We start from the raw sequence: 18,055 nt of genomic DNA on the forward strand, positions 1-18,055 counted from the left end.
TAGGGACAAGGACACCCTGCGGCTCTGCCCGCTGTCAACTCTCAGCTCGGACGATGCGGAATAGATCACCCGATCAGGGGATAAATCAGCTCTCGGGTTTGCACCTGAAGATCGCCGGGAACGACGCGCTCGACACCGGTGCGCCGGCGCTGCCCTCCTCGGGGCACGCTGCAACCGGACCCCTGGCAGCCCCGTCCTTTGTGGTGGGGCGTCCGGGTGGGGCGCATGAGGACGCCGGATACCACGTCTCCCGGTTTGTCCGGATATGCACACTTATCGTGGCCGCTTGGTTCCAGGGAGTGAATCCCGGGCCCAATACCAGAGCATCGCTTGACTCGGCCAGAGTTGCGCACTTGTAATTTCACTCGTGTCGTTTCGTCACTTTGGCCAACGACCGCACCACGGGGACGCACGCTGAAGAGGGGTAGGAGGCGCGCTGATGAGCGAGCTCTTTGAGTTGATGATCGCCGACGAGGACGCCGGTGAGGAAGAGCTTGGCTGGCAGGAACGCGCCTTGTGCGCCCAGACCGATCCCGAGTCCTTCTTCCCGGAAAAGGGCGGATCGACCCGGGAGGCCAAGAAGGTCTGCCTTGCCTGCGAGGTTCGCTCCGAGTGCCTGGAGTACGCCCTGGCCAACGACGAGCGCTTCGGCATCTGGGGCGGTCTCTCCGAGCGTGAGCGCCGCCGCCTCAAGAAGGCCGTCGTCTGAGATCAGGACGTCCGTCGTCCGAAATGGACGCCGCCCCGTCGCGGACAACCACGTACTGACGCGAGCCCCGCCCGCTGCCACAGCCTGGGCGGGGCTTCGTCATGACCGCACCCGCATGTCGCACTCGCATGTCGCACCCGTATGACCGCTTCCCACAACCGCACGGAGAGCCCCCGCTTCTCACATTTCCACACCGGTTCCCATCGCCCCCGTAGTCAACCGTTAGTGTGGGGCGCCCGGAGCGTGTCCCGCAGGCCGCCCGGACACCCTGCCACCCAGCGAACCGGGGCCCGCCACCGCGATGACTGCAACAGCGACGACTCCCTATGGCCAACCCGCCCCCGGACGGCCCCCGGCCTACCCGAGGCACCTGGTCACCGCCGTCCTGGTCAGCCACGACGGTGCCCGCTGGCTGCCCCAGGCACTGAACGGACTGCTCGGCCAGGACCGTCCGGTCCAGCGCGTCCTCGCCGCGGACACCGGCTCCGCCGACGACTCTCTGCGGCTGCTCTCGGACGCCCTCGGCTCCCAGGCGGTGCACCAGTACGGTCGGCGCACCGGCTTCGGCACTGCCGTCAACGAGACCGTGCGCGCGACCTCCCCGCTGCGCGCCCAGGACCTCCCCTACGTCATCTCCGCCAGCGGCTACGACCCGGTCAGCGGCACCCACGACCAGTTCGGCGACCCGCTCGGGCACCACGACGAGCTCGCCGCCGACCAGCTCCAGGCAGGCGGCTCGGTCGAACCCGTCGAGTGGCTCTGGCTGCTCCACGACGACTGCGAGCCGCACCCCGACGCCCTGCGCAAGCTGCTCCAGGTCGCCGAGACCACCCCGTCCGCCGCGGTCATCGGCCCCAAGCTGCGCAGCTGGTACGACCGCCGCCAACTGCTCGAAGTCGGCGTCAGCATCGCCCGCAGCGGACGCCGCTGGACCGGTCTGGACCGACGCGAGCAGGACCAGGGTCAGCGTGACCAGGTCCGCCCCGTCCTCGCCGTCTCCACCGCCGGCATGCTCATCCGCCGCGACGTCTTCGAGGAACTGGGCGGCTTCGACCCGTTCCTGCCGCTGATGCGCGACGACGTCGACCTCTGCTGGCGCGTCGCCGCAGCAGGGCACCGCACCGTCGTCGCCCCCGACGCGATCCTGCGGCACGCCGAGGCCGCCAGCCGCGAGCGCCGGCCCATCGACTGCTCCCGCTCCGACCGGCCGCACCGCATCGACAAGTCCGGCGCGGTCTACACGCTGCTCACCAACTCCCGGCTGGCGCTGGTGCCGTACCTGGTGCTGCGGATCACCCTCAGCACCCTGCTCCGGGCCCTCGGCTACCTCCTCGGCAAGACACCGGGCCAGGCCATGGACGAGTTCGCCGGGCTGGCGCACGTCCTGCTGCGATTCGGCCGGGTTCTCACCGGACGCGTCCGCCGCAGCCGTACCCGCAGTCACGACGCCCTCGACGACCGCAGCCTGTTCCCCGCGCCGGGCGCCACCGCGCGCGCGGCCGTCGAGAACCTCGTCGCCGAGTTCGCCGGGAAGACCGGCAGCGAGGCCGCGTCGAGCCGGCACGGCTCGGTCGAGTCCGGACCCGTCGACGACGACTCCGAGTTCCTGGAGATCGAGCAGTTCGCCAAGCTCAAGCGGATCGCCCGCAAGCCCGCGCCGGTGCTCTTCGCCGGGCTGCTGGCACTCACCCTGGTCGCCTGCCGCGGCGTGCTCGGCACCGGCGCGCTGTACGGCGGTGCGCTGCTCCCCGCCCCCGGCGGCGCCACCGACCTCTGGAACCAGTACGCCGCGAGCTGGCAGGCCAGCGGCGTCGGCTCGGCCGGCGGGTCGCCCCCGTACCTCGGCGTGCTGGCCCTGCTGTCGAGTCTGTTCCTCGGCAACCCCGGCCTCGCCATCAGCCTGGTGCTGCTCCTGGCCGTGCCGCTGGCCGGAGTGTCCGCCTACCTGGTGTCCCGGCCGTTGATCGAATCCCGGCTGGTCCGTGCCTGGGCAAGCGCGGGCTACGCGCTGCTGCCCGCGGCCACCGGCGCCCTCGCCCAGGGCCGCCTGGGCACCGCCGTCCTCGCCATACTGCTGCCGCCGCTGGCCCGTGCCGCCGCCGTCGCGGTCGGCCTCGGCATCCGCCGCGAGACGGCGGCCCGAGGCGGACGCCCCGGCTGGCGCAGCGCCTGGGTCGCGGCCCTGCTGCTCACCCTCACCACCGCGTTCGTCCCCCTCACCTGGGTGCTCGGACTGCTGCTCGCGGTCGGCTCGCTGGCCGCCGTCTTCGTGCGCGGCGGGGCCTTCGGCAGCGGCGCGGGCGCGCTGCGCGGCCTGGGCCTGCGCTGCCTGGCCATCGTCGGCACCCCGCTGCTGGTCCTCGCCCCCTGGTCGCTGAGCCTGCTGACGCACCCCGCGCGGCTGCTGCTCGAAGCCGGGGTGCCCGGTGCGGTCGGCCCCACCGCCACCCCCACCGGGCTGCTGCTGCTCGACCCGGGCGGCAGCGGGACCGTCCCCGGCCTGCTCGTCGTCGGCATCGTCCTCGCCGCACTCGCCGCACTGCTGCGCGCGGACCGCCGCCGCGCGGTCGTCGCCGCCTGGGGCGCGGCCGCCCTCGGCATCCTTGGCGCGGTCCTCACCGGCACCACCCAGGTCTCCCCGGGGCCCGGCGTGCAGGCCGTGTCGGCGTGGGCCGGTCCGGCGACCCTGCTCGCCGGGATCGCGCTGCTCTCCGCGGCCGCCATCGGGGCCGACGGGGCCCGCGCGCGCGTCGCCGGGATCGACTTCGGCTGGCGGCAGCCCGTCGCCGCACTCGTCCTGGTCGCCGCCGGGCTCGCTCCCGTTGCTGCGGCGGGCTGGTGGATCGTCCGCGGAGCGGGCGCCCCGCTGGCGCGCGGCAACGGCCAACTCGTCCCGGCGTTCATCGCCGAGCAGGCCGCGACCGTCGACCAGGTCCGCACCCTGGTGCTGCGCACCAGCCACTCCGGCGGGGTCGTCTCGTACTCGCTCACCCGGGGCGCCGGACCCACCGTCGGCAGCGCCGAGACCGTCGACGCGGCCGGCCCCTCCGCCAACCTGAACGCGCTCGTCGCCAACCTCGCCGCCGGCGCGGGCGGCGACCAGGCGGCCGGACTCGCGGGCTACGCCGTCCAGTTCGTGCTGGTCCAGGCGCCGGTCAGCGCCCAGCTCACGGCCACCCTGAACGCGACGCCCGGGCTGACCCGGCTCAACCAGCAGCAGAGCGCCAGCATCTGGCGGGTGACCCTGAACGTCGCCCGCGCGGTGATCCGCACCCCCGGCACCGCCGACGTGGCCGTGCCCGCCGGGCCGGTCGACGTCGCCGCGACGGTTCCGAGCGGAGCCGACGGACGCGTCCTGCGGCTCGCCGACCCGGCCGACGCGTCCTGGCAGGCGACCCTGGACGGCAAGGCCCTCACGCCGACCACCGTCGACGGCTGGGCGCAGGGCTTCCAACTGCCCGCAGCAGGCGGGCAGCTGGCGGTCAGTTACCACGAGAGCCCCATCCACACCGCCTGGATCGCAGGCCAGGGCTTCCTGGCGCTGGTCGTGCTGGTGCTGGCTCTCCCTGGGCGGCGCGACCGCAGGGACGACGACCAGCCGGAGGAGGGCGAGGTCGAGCAGCAGCTCGCCGGAGAGCCGCCGCTGCCCGGTTCCCGACGCGCACGGCGCCTCGCGGCGTCGGGCGAGGGCGCGCCGGACTCGCCGGAGCAGGAAGCCGGGCAGGAGCCCGGCCAGGAGTCCGGCCAGGACGCCCAGCAGGGCGTCTACGCCTCGGTCCCGGCACAGCAGAGCTGGGAGCAGCAGCAGCCGCAGCCGGCGCAGTCCCAGCAGCCGGACCAGCCCTACGGCTGGGACCAGTACGCCGCACCGGAGCCCTACAGCCCCCCACAGCCGTACCAGGCCCAGCCGTACGAGCAACAGCCGTACGAGCAGCAGCCGTACGCCGCCGAGCAGGGGTACCCGGAGCAGCCCTACGGCGTCCAGCCCTACCCCGACCAGCCCTACTACAGCGAGCAGGGCTACGCCCAGCAGCCGTACGGCGAACAGCAGTACGCCCCGCAGGAGTACGCGCCGCAGCAGCCGGAGGGCGGGCCGGGCGTTCCGTCCCACCACGCCGCCCAGCCCTACGCCGCCGAGGGCTACAGCTGGTCCGGCGGCGCGCCCGCCCCCGGCCAGGGGGCGGACCCGCACGACTCCGGGGTGTACGGCTCGCTGCCGCCCGACGATCCCTGGCTTCAGGCGCCGTCACCGGAGCCCACACGGGACACTCGCCGCCCGCACCACGACGAAGCCGGGAGCTGAGGCATGATCAGCCGCACCACGCAGTCCCTGCTCGGCGCCGTCGGCGTACTCGCGCTCGCCGTGGGCATCGCCGAGGTCCACCCGCCGACCGGGCAGGCCGCCGTCGCGGGCGCGACCGTGCTCACCTCGGTCCAGCACAGCACCCTGGTCTGCCCGCCGCCGCTGCAGGGCCTCAACGGCAGTACCGGCTACAGCCTCGCCGTACCCGGGGTACCGGCGTCCGGCACCGGTTCGGGTTCGGTCAGCGCCGCCGCGGGTGCCGGTTCGAACCCCGGCACGGCGTCCCTCGGCCCGCTCACCGCGGGCGGCGGCTCCGTGCTGGCCAAGCAGACCCAGGTCGGCGGCGGCAGCACCGCCAAGGCGGCCACCGGCGACAAGGCCGCGGCGCTGCTCGCCACCGCGGACGGGGCGACCGCTCCCGGCTACACCGTGCAGCAGACCACCGCCGGTCCCGGGCACACCCTGTCCGGAACCGCCTGCACCTCACCCGGCACCGAATTCTGGTTCGCCGGGGCTGATTCCAACAAGGGCAGCTCGGACTACCTCGAACTGACCAACGCCGAGGCCACCGGCGCCGACGTGGACATCCAGATCTTCGGCCCCGGCGGCGAGGCGGAGAACACGCAGGCATCCAACATCAACGTCCCGGCGGGCGGCACCACGTCGCTGCTGCTGTCGACCCTGCTGAGCCCGGGCAACGACAACGCCTTCCTGTCCGTTCACGTGATCGTGCGCAGCGGCCGGGTCGCGGCCGCCCTGCACGCCGACAGCGGCTCCAAGGGGGCGGACTGGCTGCCGGCCACCTCGGCCGCCGCCGCCCAGGTCATCGCCGGGCTGCCTGGCGATCTCACCGACGCCACACTGGTCCTGGCCGCCCCGGGCACCCTGGACGCCGACCTCAAGGTCCAGTTGGCCTCGCAGAGCGGCTGGATCACCCCGGCCGGACATGAGACCGTGCACGTCAAGGCGGGCATGGTCACCGCCGTCGACCTGGGCAACATCACCAGGGGACAGCCGGCGGCCATGCGGCTCACCCCCACGGATCCGACCCAGCCGGCCCCCGTCATCGCCGGAATCCAGGTGGTACGGGGCGGCAAGGGCGGCACGGACACCGGCTACATCGCCGGCGGCGGGCCCGTCGGGCAGCGGGCCACGGCGGCGGGGAGCAGCGGCGGCGACACCACGCTGCTGCTCAGCGCGACGGACGCGGCGGCGGTGGTGAAGGTCAGCTCGATCGGCGACGGTGGCACGCCCGCCGTGCAGAACGTGCAGATTCCCGCCGGGGCGACGGTGTCGGTGACGCCGAAGGCGCCAGCAGGCGGCACCTTCGCGGTGACCGTGGAGCCGGTGTCGGGCGGCGCGGTCTACGGGGCCCGCCAGATCGGGCACGACGACGCCTCGGTGCCGGTGTTCACGCTTCAGCCGCTCGCGGACGACCACAGCACGGTGCAGATCCCGCACGCGGTCCAGGACGACTCGATCCTGATGCCCTGAGCTGATGCCCTGAGCTGATGCCCTGAGCTGATGCCCTGAACACCTGGTGCCCAGAACGATCGCCCGCAGGGCTTCAGTCCGCGTCGGGGGAGGGGTCGACCGCGTCCGGGTCGACCCCGAGCAACTCCGCGACCTGCTCCACGACGATCTCGTGGACGAGCGCGGCGCGCTCGTCCCGGCCCTTCGCGCGGGTCTCCACCGGACGCCGGTAGACCACGATCCGGTTGGGCCTGCCCTGCTCGGCGGGCAGCAGCCGGCCCAGCGGCACGTCGTCCGCGCGCACGTCGTCGAGGTCGGGCTCGGGTTCGCCCGGCAGGGGCCCCGGCACGTCCTGGACCGCGAACTCCACCTCGCCCAGCTGCGGCCAGCGCCGTTCGAGCCGTTCCACGGACTCCCGCACGTAGTCGTCGAAGAGCTCGGAACGGCTGAGCGACATCGGCACCTGCGGCGGTGCCAGGGGGCCGCGCAGTCCCCGGCCGTGGCGGTCACGTCGGCGGGGACGGCTGTCGGGGGCGGCTGGTCTGTCCATCCGGGCAAGACTACTGACGTTTGGTACGTTCCCGGTCCATTCGGCCGGGCCTCCGCGGGGCGACACGGGGGGAGGGTCGTCGCGGCCCGGTCACGAGTGCGGTACCGTCCATCGTCGTGAGCCCTGTACGTCGCTGTTCGCGCACCGCGTGCGGTCGTCCCGCAGTCGCGACGCTGACGTACGTCTACGCGGACTCGACCGCGGTTCTCGGCCCGCTCGCCACCTATGCCGAACCCCACTGCTACGACCTCTGCGCCGAGCACTCCGAGCGGTTGACCGCCCCCCGGGGGTGGGAGGTCGTCCGGCTCACGGTCGACTCCGGGCCGATCCGCCCCACCGGCGACGACCTCGAAGCCCTGGCCAACGCGGTCCGCGAGGCCGCCCGGCCGCCGGCCCGGCGCCAGGACGGCGGCAGCCCGGCCGACCCCACCGAGGTCGGCCGGCGCGGGCACCTGCGGGTGCTGCGCTCACCCGACGCGCAGTAGGCGCATCGCGTTCACACGTAGCCGGTAATCTTCGGCGTACCAGCTGTGACCGCGGACCAGAATGGCGGAGATCCCGAGTGCGTGACCTCAAGCAGATCGTGAAGGCGTACGACGTGCGCGGCGTAGTCCCCGAGCAGTGGGACGAGGCGCTCTCCCGCGCCTTCGGCGCCGCCTTCGTCCGGATCACCGACGCGACCTCGATCGTCACCGGGCACGACATGCGGCCCTCGTCGCCCGGCCTGTCGCGGGCCTTCGCCGAGGGCGCGGCCGCCCAGGGCGCTGACGTCGTGGAGATCGGCCTCTGCTCGACCGACCAGCTGTACTTCGCCAGCGGCAAGCTCGACCTGCCCGGCGCGATGTTCACCGCGAGCCACAACCCGGCCCAGTACAACGGCATCAAGATGTGCCGCGCCGGGGCCTCCCCGGTCGGCGAGGACACCGGTCTCACGGAGATCCGCGAGCTGGTGGAGTCCTGGACCGCCGAGGACGGCACGGTCACCGTTCCCGGCTCGGACGCCCCCACCGGTCGGATCACCCAACAGGACGAGCTGCAGCCCTACTCCGACCACCTGCGCGGCCTGGTCGACCTCTCCGGCATCCGCCCGCTGAAGGTCGCCGTCGACGCGGGCAACGGGATGGGCGGACACACCGTGCCGACCGTCCTCGGCGGCCTGCCGCTGGACATCGTCCCGATGTACTTCGAGCTCGACGGCACCTTCCCCAACCACGAGGCCAACCCGCTCGATCCGAAGAACCTGGTCGACCTGCAGGCCAAGGTCCGCGAGGTCGGCGCGGACATCGGCCTGGCCTTCGACGGCGACGCCGACCGCTGCTTCGTCGTCGACGAGCGCGGCGAGCCGGTCTCCCCGTCCGCCATCACCGCCCTGGTCGCGGTCCGCGAGCTGGCGCGGGCCAAGGCGGGCGGCGAGGAGGAGCCGACGATCATCCACAACCTGATCACCTCCTGGACCGTCCCCGAGGTCGTCCGCGAGCACGGCGGCAAGGTCGTCCGCACCCGCGTCGGGCACTCCTTCATCAAGCAGGAGATGGCCCGCACCGGCGCGGTCTTCGGCGGGGAGCACTCCGCGCACTACTACTTCCGCGACTTCTGGCGGGCGGACACCGGCATGCTCGCCGCGATGCACGTCCTCGCCGCGCTCGGCGCCCAGGACGGCACGCTGTCCGCGCTCGTGGCCGAGTACGACCGCTACGCCGCGTCCGGCGAGATCAACAGCACTGTCGACGACCAGGCGGCGCGCGGCGCCGCAGTCCGCGCCGCCTACGCGGACGTTCCCGGAGTCACCTTCGACGAGCTCGACGGGTTGACCGTCACCAACCGGGACTGGTGGTTCAACCTCCGCGCCTCCAACACCGAGCCGCTGCTCCGGCTCAACGTCGAGGCCCGGGACGAGGCCACCATGGCCAAGGTCCGCGACGAGGTCCTCGCCCTGGTCCGGGGCTGACCCCGCCCACCCGCTTCCGGCCGTCGAAGCCCCCTCCCGTCCGTCCGAACCCGGACGGGACGGCGGTACGGTAGCGTCCCGAGGACGTATCCGCGTCCCGCCCACCGTCGTCCCGCCGCGCCATCGAGACCCGCCGTCCGTCCCCCACCCCCTCGGAGCACACCGGTCATGAGCATCGACCCCGCCCTGCTGGAGATCTTCGCCTGCCCGCAGTGCCACGCACCGCTGCGCGAGACGGCCGACGAGCTCGTCTGCACCTCGTCCGACTGCGGTCTGGCCTACCCCGTGCGGGACGGCATCCCGGTGCTTCTCATCGACGAGGCCCGACGCCCCGCCTGACCGGTCCTGCCTGACCCCGCCCCGCATGAGTCCCCCAGCCGGACAGAGCCCGGGAGGCCACCACATGATCGAGGAGTGGGTACTGGACGACCCCGAGGTGCTGGCACGCGCCGACACCTCGGGAGTGCTGCTCGACCTCGCCTCGGCCGGAGCCACCGTGCGCACCGCCGTACGCCTCGCGTGGGAGGCCGGGCTCGACCGGCTCCAGCCGGAGGGCCGGCCCCGCGCCGCCTTCGTCGCCGGACACGGCGCCGCCGCACTCGCCGGGGACCTGCTCGCGGCCCTGGTCGGCGGAAGCTGCCCGGTCACGGTGCTCCGCCCGACGACCTCGGACGAGTCGGCCACCCGCACCACCGGTTTCGGCGCCGGCCTGATCTGGTCCCTCCCCGGCTGGACCGGCCCATCCGATCTGCTGTTCGTCCTCTCGATCAGCGGGACCGAGCCCGGCCTCACCTCCCTCATCCAGCAGGCGTATGTACGGGGCTGCGCCGTGGTCGTGGTCGCCCCGGCGGACACGCCCCTGGCCGAGGCCGCCGTGCAGACCAGGGGTCTCCCCCTGCCCTATGTGCCGTCCGCAGCCGCGCCCGGAGACCGCGCGAACCGCGACGGTGACCTGCCCCGCGACGCACCCTCGGCGCTCTGGGCACTGCTGGCACCGGCGCTCGCCCTCGCCGACCGGATCGGCCTGGCGGCCGCTCCTCCCGCCTCGCTCCAGGCCGTCGCCGACCGGCTGGACAAGGTGGCCGTGCGCTGCCGCCCCGGCGCCGACACCTACGGCAACCCGGCCAAGACCCTCGCCGTCCAACTCGACGGCGTACTGCCGCTGATCTGGAGCGACGGTCCGTGCACCGCCGCGGCAGCCCTCCGGTTCACCGGCATGCTCGCCGATCAGGCAGGCCGCCCCGCGCTCTCCGGCATGCTGCCCGAGGCCCTCACCACGCAGCGCGGGCTGCTCGAAGGGCAGCTCGCGGCGGGCCCGTCCGCCGACGACTTCTTCCGCGACCGCACCGAGGAGACCGACGGCCTTCAGCTCAAGGTGCTGCTCCTCCGGCGCACCTCGCAGCCGGACGCCGCGCATTCGAACGGCGCGCATTCGGACGTCCCGCAGCCGGACCGCGCCGACGACGAGACGCGCGGGGAGCGGCGCGCTGCCGCACCGGACGCGGCGGTCCCCTCGGTGTCGCGCCACACCCTGGCCCGCGCCCAGCGCCTCGCCGACGACCACGAGGTGTCCCTCAGCGAGCTCAGCTCGAGCCGCGCGGACGCTCTCGAAGCCCTCGCCGAACTCGTCGCGCTGACCGACTTCGCCGCCGTCTATCTCGGCCTCGCCTCGGCCGGGGCCGGCTCCCCCGATGCCACTGACCCCACCGACGTCCCCGATGCCACTGACCCCACTGACCCCACCGACCCCACCGACCCCACTGACCCCACCGACCACCGCATCCGCTGACGTATGCGCCCGCTTCGTTCGGAGTAATAGTCCGACCAGTTCAGATCAGGACCTGTGCCGTGGACCGCCTGACCAACACCATCCGCCCCTACGCCTGGGGTTCCCGGACGGCGCTGCCCGCACTGCTCGGCACGCCGCCCACGGGCGAGCCGCAGGCAGAGCTCTGGATGGGTGCACACCCGGGTGCGCCTTCCGTCATCGACCGCGGACAGGGCCCTCAGCCCCTCGACGCGGTGATCGACGCGGACCCCGAGGGCGAACTCGGAGCCGCCGCCGTCGGGCGGTTCGGCCCCTCGCTGCCCTTCCTGCTCAAGATCCTCGCCGCAGGCGAGCCGCTGTCCCTCCAGGTGCACCCCGATCTCGACCAGGCCCGCACCGGATTCGCCGAGGAGGAGTCCCGGGGCGTCCCCATCGACGCGGCGCACCGCAACTACAGGGACGCCAACCACAAGCCCGAACTCATCTGCGCCCTGGACGACTTCGTCGGGCTCTGCGGATTCCGTCGCCCGGCCGACACCGTGCTGCTCCTCGAATCCCTCGCGGTGCCCGCACTCACTCCGCTCATCGATACCCTGCGGACGAAGCCCGAGGGCGAGGCGCTCCGCGAGGTGCTGACCGCCGTCCTGACCGCAGCGCCCGCGAGCGTTGCGGAGACGGTGCCGGCGACGGCCGCGGCCCTAGGACGGGCGGCCGTCGCGGCGAAGGACGACCCCGCCGCGTACTCCGGCCTTCCGGCCGGGCTGATCTCCTCGCTGAGCTCCTACGCGGGTCTTGCCCGGGCCTTCCCGGACGACCCGGGAGTGATCGCCGCCCTGCTCCTCAACCACGTCCGGCTCCAGCCCGGCGAGGCCCTCTATCTGGGGGCAGGCGTCCCGCACGCCTATCTCAGCGGTCTCGGCGTGGAGATCCTGGCGAACTCGGACAACGTGGTGCGGAGCGGCCTGACCACCAAGCACGTGGACGTTCCCGAGCTGCTCCGTATCGTCGACTTCCGCAGCGCGGACCCCGCGATCCTTCGCCCCGTCCCGGTCCCCGGCTCCGACGGCGAGGAGCTCTACCCCACGCCCATCGACGAGTTCCGACTCTCCCGCTACACCCTCGGCGGTCCGGCGACCGGGGCCCGCCGCATCCCCGCCACGGTCCCGCAGATCCTGCTCTGCACCGAGGGGTCGGTGGTCCTCACCGACGCCGGCGGGGGATCACTGACGCTCGCCCGCGGCGAATCTGCCTTCGTCTCCGCCGCCGACGCCGACCTGCTGGTCAGCAGTGCAGCCGGAGACGGGTCCGCCGCCACGCTCTTCCGCGCCACCGTGTCGCTCTGACAGAAGCCCCGCGTTCCGGCACCGTGGCCGGAACGCGCGGCAGACGTCACTCGGTCGAGTGAGGCAGCGGCGTCACAGGCGGCCTCAGCCGCCGAGCACCAGCTTCTGCAGAGCGGCACGGGCCCTGGCATCGGACTGGGCCCGCAGCGCCACCGCTGTCGCCAGCTCCCTGACCCACTCGTCCAGGGCCACCGGCTTGCGCGACAGCACAACCCCGCGCACCACTGTGGCCACCTCACCCTGCGGCCGACCGTGCGCGACCGTGAGGATCAGGCGCCGGTCGTCCAGCGAGACCTCGAGCTTCTCGACCTTTCCCTCACGCCCGGACAGCCGGTCGCTCACGGTCCGCTTGCGTTCGAAGGCCACCGACCCCACCGGCAGCGCGTCGGCCAGCGAGTCCGTCAGCACCTTGACGTAGATCTCCAGGTCCGCCGAGTCCTGGCGCAGCGCGGCGGCGAGCATGTCGATCGACGTGCCCTGGTCCCCCACCTCGCCCTCGACCGCACCGTTCACGTCCTCCGGCCGCGCCGGCAACGGATCCTGCTCGCTCATCGTCAGCCCCTGCGCTCAACTGCACTCAACGTATACAACCGGACCAAGGCTAGAGCTTTTCACCCGTCGAGGCTCAGCACCATCGTCGGCCGCTCGATCTCGTGGTCGGCCCGCAGCGGCCGGACCGCCGTACCGATGGAGAAGAACTCGGTCGTGTGGCCGCCCCAGCGGTGGTTGTGGGCGTTCAGCTGCACCCCGACCACGCCCTCGGCGTGCAGCGCCTCCGCCTCGGACTGCATCCGCGCCATCGCCAGCTCGCGCGCGTCGTAGAGCGCCTGGGTGAACTGTTCGATCTCGACGTTCTTGCCCAGGTTGGAGAACACCGCGCCCATCTTCTGGTGGGCGATGTGGTAGACGCAGGTACCCATCACCATGCCCAGCGGCGCGTAGCCGGCCCGGATCAGGGTCCAGAAGTCCTGCCCGGACAGATCCGAGGTGAACGGCTGGCCCTTGTTGTTGCGCCAGCTGCCGCCCCCCGGAGGCGGGTTGTCGGCCTTGACGGCGGTGCCGATGGCGATGAACTCGGCCACGTCGTTGCCGAATTCGCGCGCCTCGACCGTCAGCCGCACGCCGACGATGCCGTCCGCCCCCAGCGCGGCGGCCTCGGCCTCCATCCGCGTCATCGCCAACTCCCGCGCGTGGTACATCGCCTGGCTGAGGGTCTCCAGCTCCTGGTTCTTGCCCCAGCGGCCGATCTGGATCCCCACGTGGTAGATCGAGCTGCCGAGCACCAGGCCGATCGGCTTGAAGCCCGCCTCGCGCACCAGCAGGAACTCGTTGACCGACAGATCGCTGGTGAAGATCGAACCGGGCTTGCCCGGCTCCAACTCGGCCAGACGCCGCATCGCGTCCGCCGGAACGCCCTGAGCGCTCGGTTCCGTGTTCGTCATCTCGCTACCCCTCATCACGCCACGCAGTTCGGAAAGCAGATCGGAAAGCACTTGGGACATGAAACGCTGCGGACTCAGCCGCCCAGCTCACTCAGTTCCTGCTCCAGACGCCGGTACTCCGAGCGGTCCCCGTACGGGCTGGACGCCACTGCGGCCAGCCGGCGGCGCAAGAGCTCGCCGCGGTCGCCGAGCGGCATCACCGACAGCGTCCGCGGCGGCTCCTGCCGGGCGCGGAACCGGGCGATGGTGGTGCCGACCATCGTCGACTCCGCCACATGGTCCTCCTGCTCCGAGTTGTTGCGGTTGCGGGCCCGCATGCAGGACTCCCGCCACACCCGCAGCTCACTGCTGGCCATGATGACCGCGTCGCCGCCCTGTCCCGCCCCCTGCAGCTGCAGTTGCCGCCGCGCGTCGGAACGGATCTCGTGGACGAGCTCGCTCCACCCGTTGACCTCGACGTTCTGCCACGAGTACGTCTGCGACTGGGTCCGGTAGTCGTCGTGCCGCACACCGATGGACATGCCGACCAGCAGTTCCACCGGCACCCAGCCGGAGGCGAGCAGCTTCGCGAAGCCCTGCCCGTCCAGATGCGAGGTGAACGGATGCTTGGGGCGAACCGGCCCCTGCGCCCGGACCGCCGTTCCGATGACCTTGAACTCCAGGCAGTTCGGTTGCGCGATGAACGGGGCCATCGTCAGTTCGGCGGCCACCACCCCGTCGCCACCCAGCGCACTGCACTCGGCGGTCATCCGGTCCAGCGCGGTACGCCGCGCCTTGTTGAAGACCTCCACCAGCGCGGCGGAGGGAGCCCCACGGCCGGACACGGCGATCGGCGCGTTTCCGACGTTGCCGAAGCTGAAGCCGTAGCCCGCCCCCGGAAAGAGGCAGTCGTGGTAACCCCAGTACCGGCCGCTCCGCCCCACGTGGTAGACCGCAGATCCCATCACCTGGCCTACCGGCTCAAAACCGACCGAGCGGATCGCTGCGAACTCGCTGGTCGACAGTGCGGACGTCCACGTGCCGCTCGCGCGGACCTCGGCCATTCGCTCCGCGGCAGCCGGTGGCAACCCGCTGCCGCTCCATGGCACCGACATCTGTCCCCTATTCCCGTCCTGCGGATCAGTGGAGGATCGCTCTCTGCACCTTAGACCGACCGGCAAATGGAGGGCGGCGTCGCGGGCCGATGGCTCTCGCCCAGACGGCTTCTCCTCAGTCGCCAGGGCTCCGCCATGGCTCCTTCGTCGGCACCGCCTGGACTCGGCCCTCGACCCGCTCCTTCTTCCGCCCTCCATTTGCCGGTCGGTCTTAGCTCTGCACCCTAGGACGAAGATTCGACCGCGCGCATCGGAATGTACGCCTGTCTTCCTGGTTCCATCACACAGCCCCGGCAGCCGCGAGTCGACCCGACACCCGCACTGGCGCGCGGCCGGATAAAGCCTGGAGCGAGTGGCCGACCGGCTCGGCGGTGTAGATTCGTCCCAGAGCCAGACGTCGCTGCTGATGGCGGTCGGTGGGCTCGGACGACACAGCCGCCTCCGCGCGGCAGGCCGGCCGGGCGTGCCGAGGGAGAGAGGGCCTCCGACGCACTGGGCCGCACCAGGTACGACACCGCGGACGCACGCGAAATCTGCGCGCCGTCAGCGCCGTTCGGCGTACCCGCGGCCCGATCCTGCCCGAGCCCCCGCCGGAGTCCCCGGCGCCTCGTAGCGATAGCGATGGAGACCAAGCATGTCCGTAACTCCCACCGGTGATTTCAAGGTCGCCGACCTCTCCCTGGCCGCGTTCGGCCGCAAGGAGATCCAGCTGGCCGAGCACGAGATGCCCGGCCTGATGTCCATCCGCAAGGAGTTCGCGGCGTCGCAGCCGCTGGCCGGCGCCCGGATCACCGGCTCGCTCCACATGACCATCCAGACCGCCGTGCTCATCGAGACGCTGACCGCGCTGGGCGCGGACGTCCGCTGGTGTTCCTGCAACATCTTCTCCACCCAGGACCACGCCGCCGCCGCGATCGCGGTCGGCCCCGAGGGCACGCCGGAGAACCCGCAGGGCGTTCCCGTCTTCGCCTGGAAGGGCGAGACGCTGACCGAGTACTGGTGGTGCACCGAGCAGGCGCTCACCTGGCCCGGCGAGGTCGGCCCGAACATGATCCTCGATGACGGCGGCGACGCGACGATGCTCATCCACAAGGGTGTCGAGTTCGAGAAGGCCGGCGTCGCGCCGGACCCCTCGACCGCCGACAACGAGGAGTTCCGGATCGTCCTGGAACTCCTCAACCGCAGCCTGGCCGAGAGCAAGAGCAAGTGGACCGAGGCCGCCGCCGCGATCAAGGGCGTCACCGAGGAGACCACCACCGGCGTCCACCGCCTGTACGAGATGTTCCGTGACGGCAGCCTGCTGTTCCCGGCCATCAACGTCAACGACGCCGTCACCAAGTCCAAGTTCGACAACAAGTACGGCTGCCGCCACTCGCTGATCGACGGCATCAACCGCGCCACCGATGTCCTCATCGGCGGCAAGGTCGCCGTGGTCTGCGGCTACGGCGACGTCGGCAAGGGCTGCGCCGAGTCCCTGCGCGGTCAGGGTGCCCGCGTCATCGTCACCGAGATCGACCCGATCTGCGCCCTCCAGGCAGCCATGGACGGCTACCAGGTCACCACGCTCGAAGAGGTCGTCGGCATCGCCGACATCTTCATCACCACCACCGGCAACAAGGACATCATCCTTGCCGGCCACATGGAGAAGATGAAGCACCAGGCCATCGTCGGCAACATCGGCCACTTCGACAACGAGATCGACATCGCGGGCCTGAGCAAGCTCCCCGGCGTCGTCCGGACCGAGGTCAAGCCCCAGGTTCACGAGTGGCGCTTCGCGGACGGCCACACCATCATCCTGCTGTCCGAGGGCCGCCTGCTGAACCTCGGCAACGCGACCGGTCACCCCTCGTTCGTGATGTCCAACTCCTTTGCGAACCAGACCATCGCGCAGATCGAGCTCTTCACCAAGACCGAGGAGTACCCGGTCGGCGTCTACGTGCTGCCGAAGCACCTGGACGAGAAGGTGGCCCGACTGCACCTGGACGCGCTCGGCGTGAAGCTCACCACCCTCACCGCCGAGCAGGCCGACTACATCGGCGTCCCGGTCGAGGGCCCGTACAAGCCGGAGCAGTACCGCTACTGATCCGTCCCGCCCTGCGGGAACAGCGGGAACACCGCGAGTGGCCGACGCCCCTGGGCGTCGGCCACTCGGCCGTTCTGCGGTACCTGGCCATAGAGTCGGATCATGCCCAGCGGCCGCTACTCGTTCTACGACACCCACGACGACACCCCTCTCGGCGAGGAACGCTTCAGTTGCGCCCCCGGCCCCTCCGGCTGGCGCTACACCGCGCAGACCTTCTCCGTCGACGGAACAGCCGACGGCTCGGTCGATCTCACGCTGGACGCACGCAGCCGCCCGATCCGCCTTGAACTCCGGGCCCATGGCTGGCAGGTCCGGGGCGGCCTCCTGGACGGGCTCAGCTGGGTACGCAGTCACCGCGACGATGTGGACGGCATGCACACCCGCGAGGGCAACGACCGGGCCCACGCGTTCACCGGACGCTCGCCGGCGTTTCTGGTCGCGACCGCACGCCTCCTGGGCCTGAGCCCCGGCGGCTCCGCTCGCCTCCGCGTCGTCGCCCTCACCGAGCCAGTCCTCGCGCCGCGCACGTTCGACCAGGGCTGGACCCTCGACGGGATCGAATCACACCCCACTGACAACGGACTCCTGAGCGTCGAGCGCTACCGGGTCGCCGACCTCGCCACAGGCGAAGAGGGCCTGGTCCACCTGGCCGGAGACGTCGTCCTGGCAGCCCCGGGGATCGAGCTCGAACAGCTCGAAACTCCCCCCAGTCGAACTGTTGACGCGGACGACTAGGCCGAGTAGGTTCAAACGGTTGCCTCCGACTGGACAGGTCGTGAGGCGGTGGGTAGTCTCTGACATCTCGCCTTCCAAGGTCGTTGAAATCCAGCACGAAACGGGCAGAAATGCCGGATGAATGCTGTCTCGACATTGCGGTCGTGCGAGCCGTGAAAACGGAGTCAGAAAGCCTGATAAGCTTACTGACAACGGCGGAGGAATTCGCCGCCAGTGCAAACAGAAGCGAAAAGGACCGGTTGGACCGGGACGAAACGAATCTGCTAGGCTGGAAAACGAAAGGAAGCGCCCGGAGGGTCGGTGTGAAAGCCGCCTGAAGGAAGCGTCCGTTCCTTGAGAACTCAACAGCGTGCCAAAAGTCAACGCCAGATATGTTGATACCCCGTCCATCCACTATCGGTGGGTGGTCGTGGTTCCTTTGAAGAACAAAACACTAGCGAGGACGCAGTGCACGGGGTCGGCTATTCCGCTGATCGTCGTGCCGCTCTACGCGGGTGCTGTCCCGATTACGGGAGATCATTCACGGAGAGTTTGATCCTGGCTCAGGACGAACGCTGGCGGCGTGCTTAACACATGCAAGTCGAACGGTGAAGCCCTTCGGGGTGGA

Annotated in this window: 14 protein-coding genes and 1 rRNA gene; 11 read left to right on the top strand and 4 right to left on the bottom strand. The window is 71.5% G+C overall.

The window, feature by feature from the left end; genetic code table 11:
* Positions 1-439 precede the first annotated feature (439 nt).
* From ABIA33_RS27270 to ABIA33_RS27280, 3 genes are all read left to right on the top strand, one after another.
* Complete coding sequence (locus ABIA33_RS27270; RefSeq protein ID WP_030264048.1) at positions 440-709, top strand: WhiB family transcriptional regulator; 270 nt, start codon at positions 440-442, stop codon at positions 707-709.
* A gap of 301 nt (positions 710-1,010) precedes the next feature.
* Positions 1,011-5,012, top strand: a complete 4,002-nt coding sequence (locus ABIA33_RS27275; protein ID WP_370085224.1) for a glycosyltransferase — start codon at positions 1,011-1,013, stop codon at positions 5,010-5,012.
* A 3-nt stretch (positions 5,013-5,015) separates the two neighbouring features.
* Positions 5,016-6,506 (top strand): DUF5719 family protein, encoded by a 1,491-nt coding sequence (locus ABIA33_RS27280; RefSeq protein ID WP_370085225.1) that lies wholly within the window; start codon positions 5,016-5,018, stop codon positions 6,504-6,506.
* Between the two features lie 73 nt (positions 6,507-6,579).
* Here ABIA33_RS27280 and ABIA33_RS27285 read toward each other — a convergent pair whose 3' ends face one another.
* Positions 6,580-7,035, bottom strand: a complete 456-nt coding sequence (locus ABIA33_RS27285; protein WP_370085226.1) for a metallopeptidase family protein — start codon at positions 7,033-7,035, stop codon at positions 6,580-6,582.
* A gap of 38 nt (positions 7,036-7,073) precedes the next feature.
* Here ABIA33_RS27285 and ABIA33_RS27290 point away from each other — a divergent pair, with 38 nt between their 5' ends.
* The 5 genes from ABIA33_RS27290 to manA all read left to right on the top strand — a co-directional run bounded on the left by ABIA33_RS27290 (position 7,074) and on the right by manA (position 12,094).
* Positions 7,074-7,520 (top strand): DUF3499 domain-containing protein, encoded by a 447-nt coding sequence (locus ABIA33_RS27290; RefSeq protein ID WP_370085256.1) that lies wholly within the window; start codon positions 7,074-7,076, stop codon positions 7,518-7,520.
* 77 nt (positions 7,521-7,597) lie between these two features.
* Positions 7,598-8,983 carry a phosphomannomutase/phosphoglucomutase gene (locus tag ABIA33_RS27295; protein WP_370085227.1) on the top strand — a complete coding sequence of 462 codons (1,386 nt, stop codon included), beginning with the start codon at positions 7,598-7,600 and terminating at the stop codon, positions 8,981-8,983.
* A 168-nt stretch (positions 8,984-9,151) separates the two neighbouring features.
* Positions 9,152-9,322 (top strand): Trm112 family protein, encoded by a 171-nt coding sequence (locus tag ABIA33_RS27300; protein WP_370085229.1) that lies wholly within the window; start codon positions 9,152-9,154, stop codon positions 9,320-9,322.
* A gap of 64 nt (positions 9,323-9,386) precedes the next feature.
* A complete protein-coding gene (locus tag ABIA33_RS27305) occupies positions 9,387-10,772 on the top strand; it encodes an SIS domain-containing protein (RefSeq protein ID WP_370085230.1) in 1,386 nt (461 codons plus the stop codon).
* Positions 10,773-10,831: 59 nt separating this feature from the next.
* The gene (gene manA, locus ABIA33_RS27310; RefSeq protein WP_370085231.1) at positions 10,832-12,094 is read left to right on the top strand and encodes a mannose-6-phosphate isomerase, class I; all 1,263 of its coding nucleotides are present in this window, start codon (positions 10,832-10,834) and stop codon (positions 12,092-12,094) included.
* Between the two features lie 84 nt (positions 12,095-12,178).
* Here manA and ABIA33_RS27315 read toward each other — a convergent pair whose 3' ends face one another.
* The 3 genes from ABIA33_RS27315 to ABIA33_RS27325 all read right to left on the bottom strand — a co-directional run bounded on the left by ABIA33_RS27315 (position 12,179) and on the right by ABIA33_RS27325 (position 14,579).
* On the bottom strand, positions 12,179-12,646 hold the full coding sequence (locus ABIA33_RS27315) for a hypothetical protein (protein ID WP_370085233.1): 468 nt from the start codon (positions 12,644-12,646) through the stop codon (positions 12,179-12,181).
* Between the two features lie 59 nt (positions 12,647-12,705).
* The gene (locus tag ABIA33_RS27320) at positions 12,706-13,536 is read right to left on the bottom strand and encodes a heavy metal-binding domain-containing protein (protein ID WP_370085234.1); all 831 of its coding nucleotides are present in this window, start codon (positions 13,534-13,536) and stop codon (positions 12,706-12,708) included.
* A gap of 74 nt (positions 13,537-13,610) precedes the next feature.
* Entirely contained in the window at positions 13,611-14,579 is a 969-nt protein-coding gene (locus tag ABIA33_RS27325; RefSeq protein WP_370085236.1) for a heavy metal-binding domain-containing protein, read from the bottom strand.
* Positions 14,580-15,264: 685 nt separating this feature from the next.
* Here ABIA33_RS27325 and ahcY point away from each other — a divergent pair.
* From ahcY to ABIA33_RS27340, 3 genes are all read left to right on the top strand, one after another.
* Positions 15,265-16,713: an adenosylhomocysteinase gene (gene ahcY / locus ABIA33_RS27330; protein ID WP_370085237.1), complete on the top strand. Its 1,449-nt coding sequence runs from the start codon at positions 15,265-15,267 to the stop codon at positions 16,711-16,713.
* Between the two features lie 102 nt (positions 16,714-16,815).
* Entirely contained in the window at positions 16,816-17,448 is a 633-nt protein-coding gene (locus ABIA33_RS27335) for a hypothetical protein (protein WP_370085238.1), read from the top strand.
* Between the two features lie 519 nt (positions 17,449-17,967).
* Positions 17,968-18,055: ribosomal RNA gene (locus ABIA33_RS27340) — 16S ribosomal RNA — on the top strand; the annotation flags it as partial.

It is taken from the genome of Streptacidiphilus sp. MAP12-16 (genome assembly GCF_041262165.1).
GTDB lineage: Bacteria > Actinomycetota > Actinomycetes > Streptomycetales > Streptomycetaceae > Streptacidiphilus.

What these genes read in the sequence shown, in the direction of transcription:
- ABIA33_RS27270 (WP_030264048.1), top strand. Translation starts at nt 440, where the DNA reads ATGAGCGAGCTCTTTGAGTTGATGATCGCCGACGAGGACGCCGGTGAG.
- ABIA33_RS27275 (WP_370085224.1), top strand. Translation starts at nt 1,011, where the DNA reads ATGACTGCAACAGCGACGACTCCCTATGGCCAACCCGCCCCCGGACGG.
- ABIA33_RS27280 (WP_370085225.1), top strand. Translation starts at nt 5,016, where the DNA reads ATGATCAGCCGCACCACGCAGTCCCTGCTCGGCGCCGTCGGCGTACTC.
- ABIA33_RS27285 (WP_370085226.1), bottom strand. Translation starts at nt 7,035, where the DNA reads ATGGACAGACCAGCCGCCCCCGACAGCCGTCCCCGCCGACGTGACCGC.
- ABIA33_RS27300 (WP_370085229.1), top strand. Translation starts at nt 9,152, where the DNA reads ATGAGCATCGACCCCGCCCTGCTGGAGATCTTCGCCTGCCCGCAGTGC.
- ABIA33_RS27305 (WP_370085230.1), top strand. Translation starts at nt 9,387, where the DNA reads ATGATCGAGGAGTGGGTACTGGACGACCCCGAGGTGCTGGCACGCGCC.
- ABIA33_RS27315 (WP_370085233.1), bottom strand. Translation starts at nt 12,646, where the DNA reads ATGAGCGAGCAGGATCCGTTGCCGGCGCGGCCGGAGGACGTGAACGGT.
- ABIA33_RS27320 (WP_370085234.1), bottom strand. Translation starts at nt 13,536, where the DNA reads ATGACGAACACGGAACCGAGCGCTCAGGGCGTTCCGGCGGACGCGATG.
- ABIA33_RS27325 (WP_370085236.1), bottom strand. Translation starts at nt 14,579, where the DNA reads ATGGCCGAGGTCCGCGCGAGCGGCACGTGGACGTCCGCACTGTCGACC.
- ahcY (WP_370085237.1), top strand. Translation starts at nt 15,265, where the DNA reads ATGTCCGTAACTCCCACCGGTGATTTCAAGGTCGCCGACCTCTCCCTG.
- ABIA33_RS27335 (WP_370085238.1), top strand. Translation starts at nt 16,816, where the DNA reads ATGCCCAGCGGCCGCTACTCGTTCTACGACACCCACGACGACACCCCT.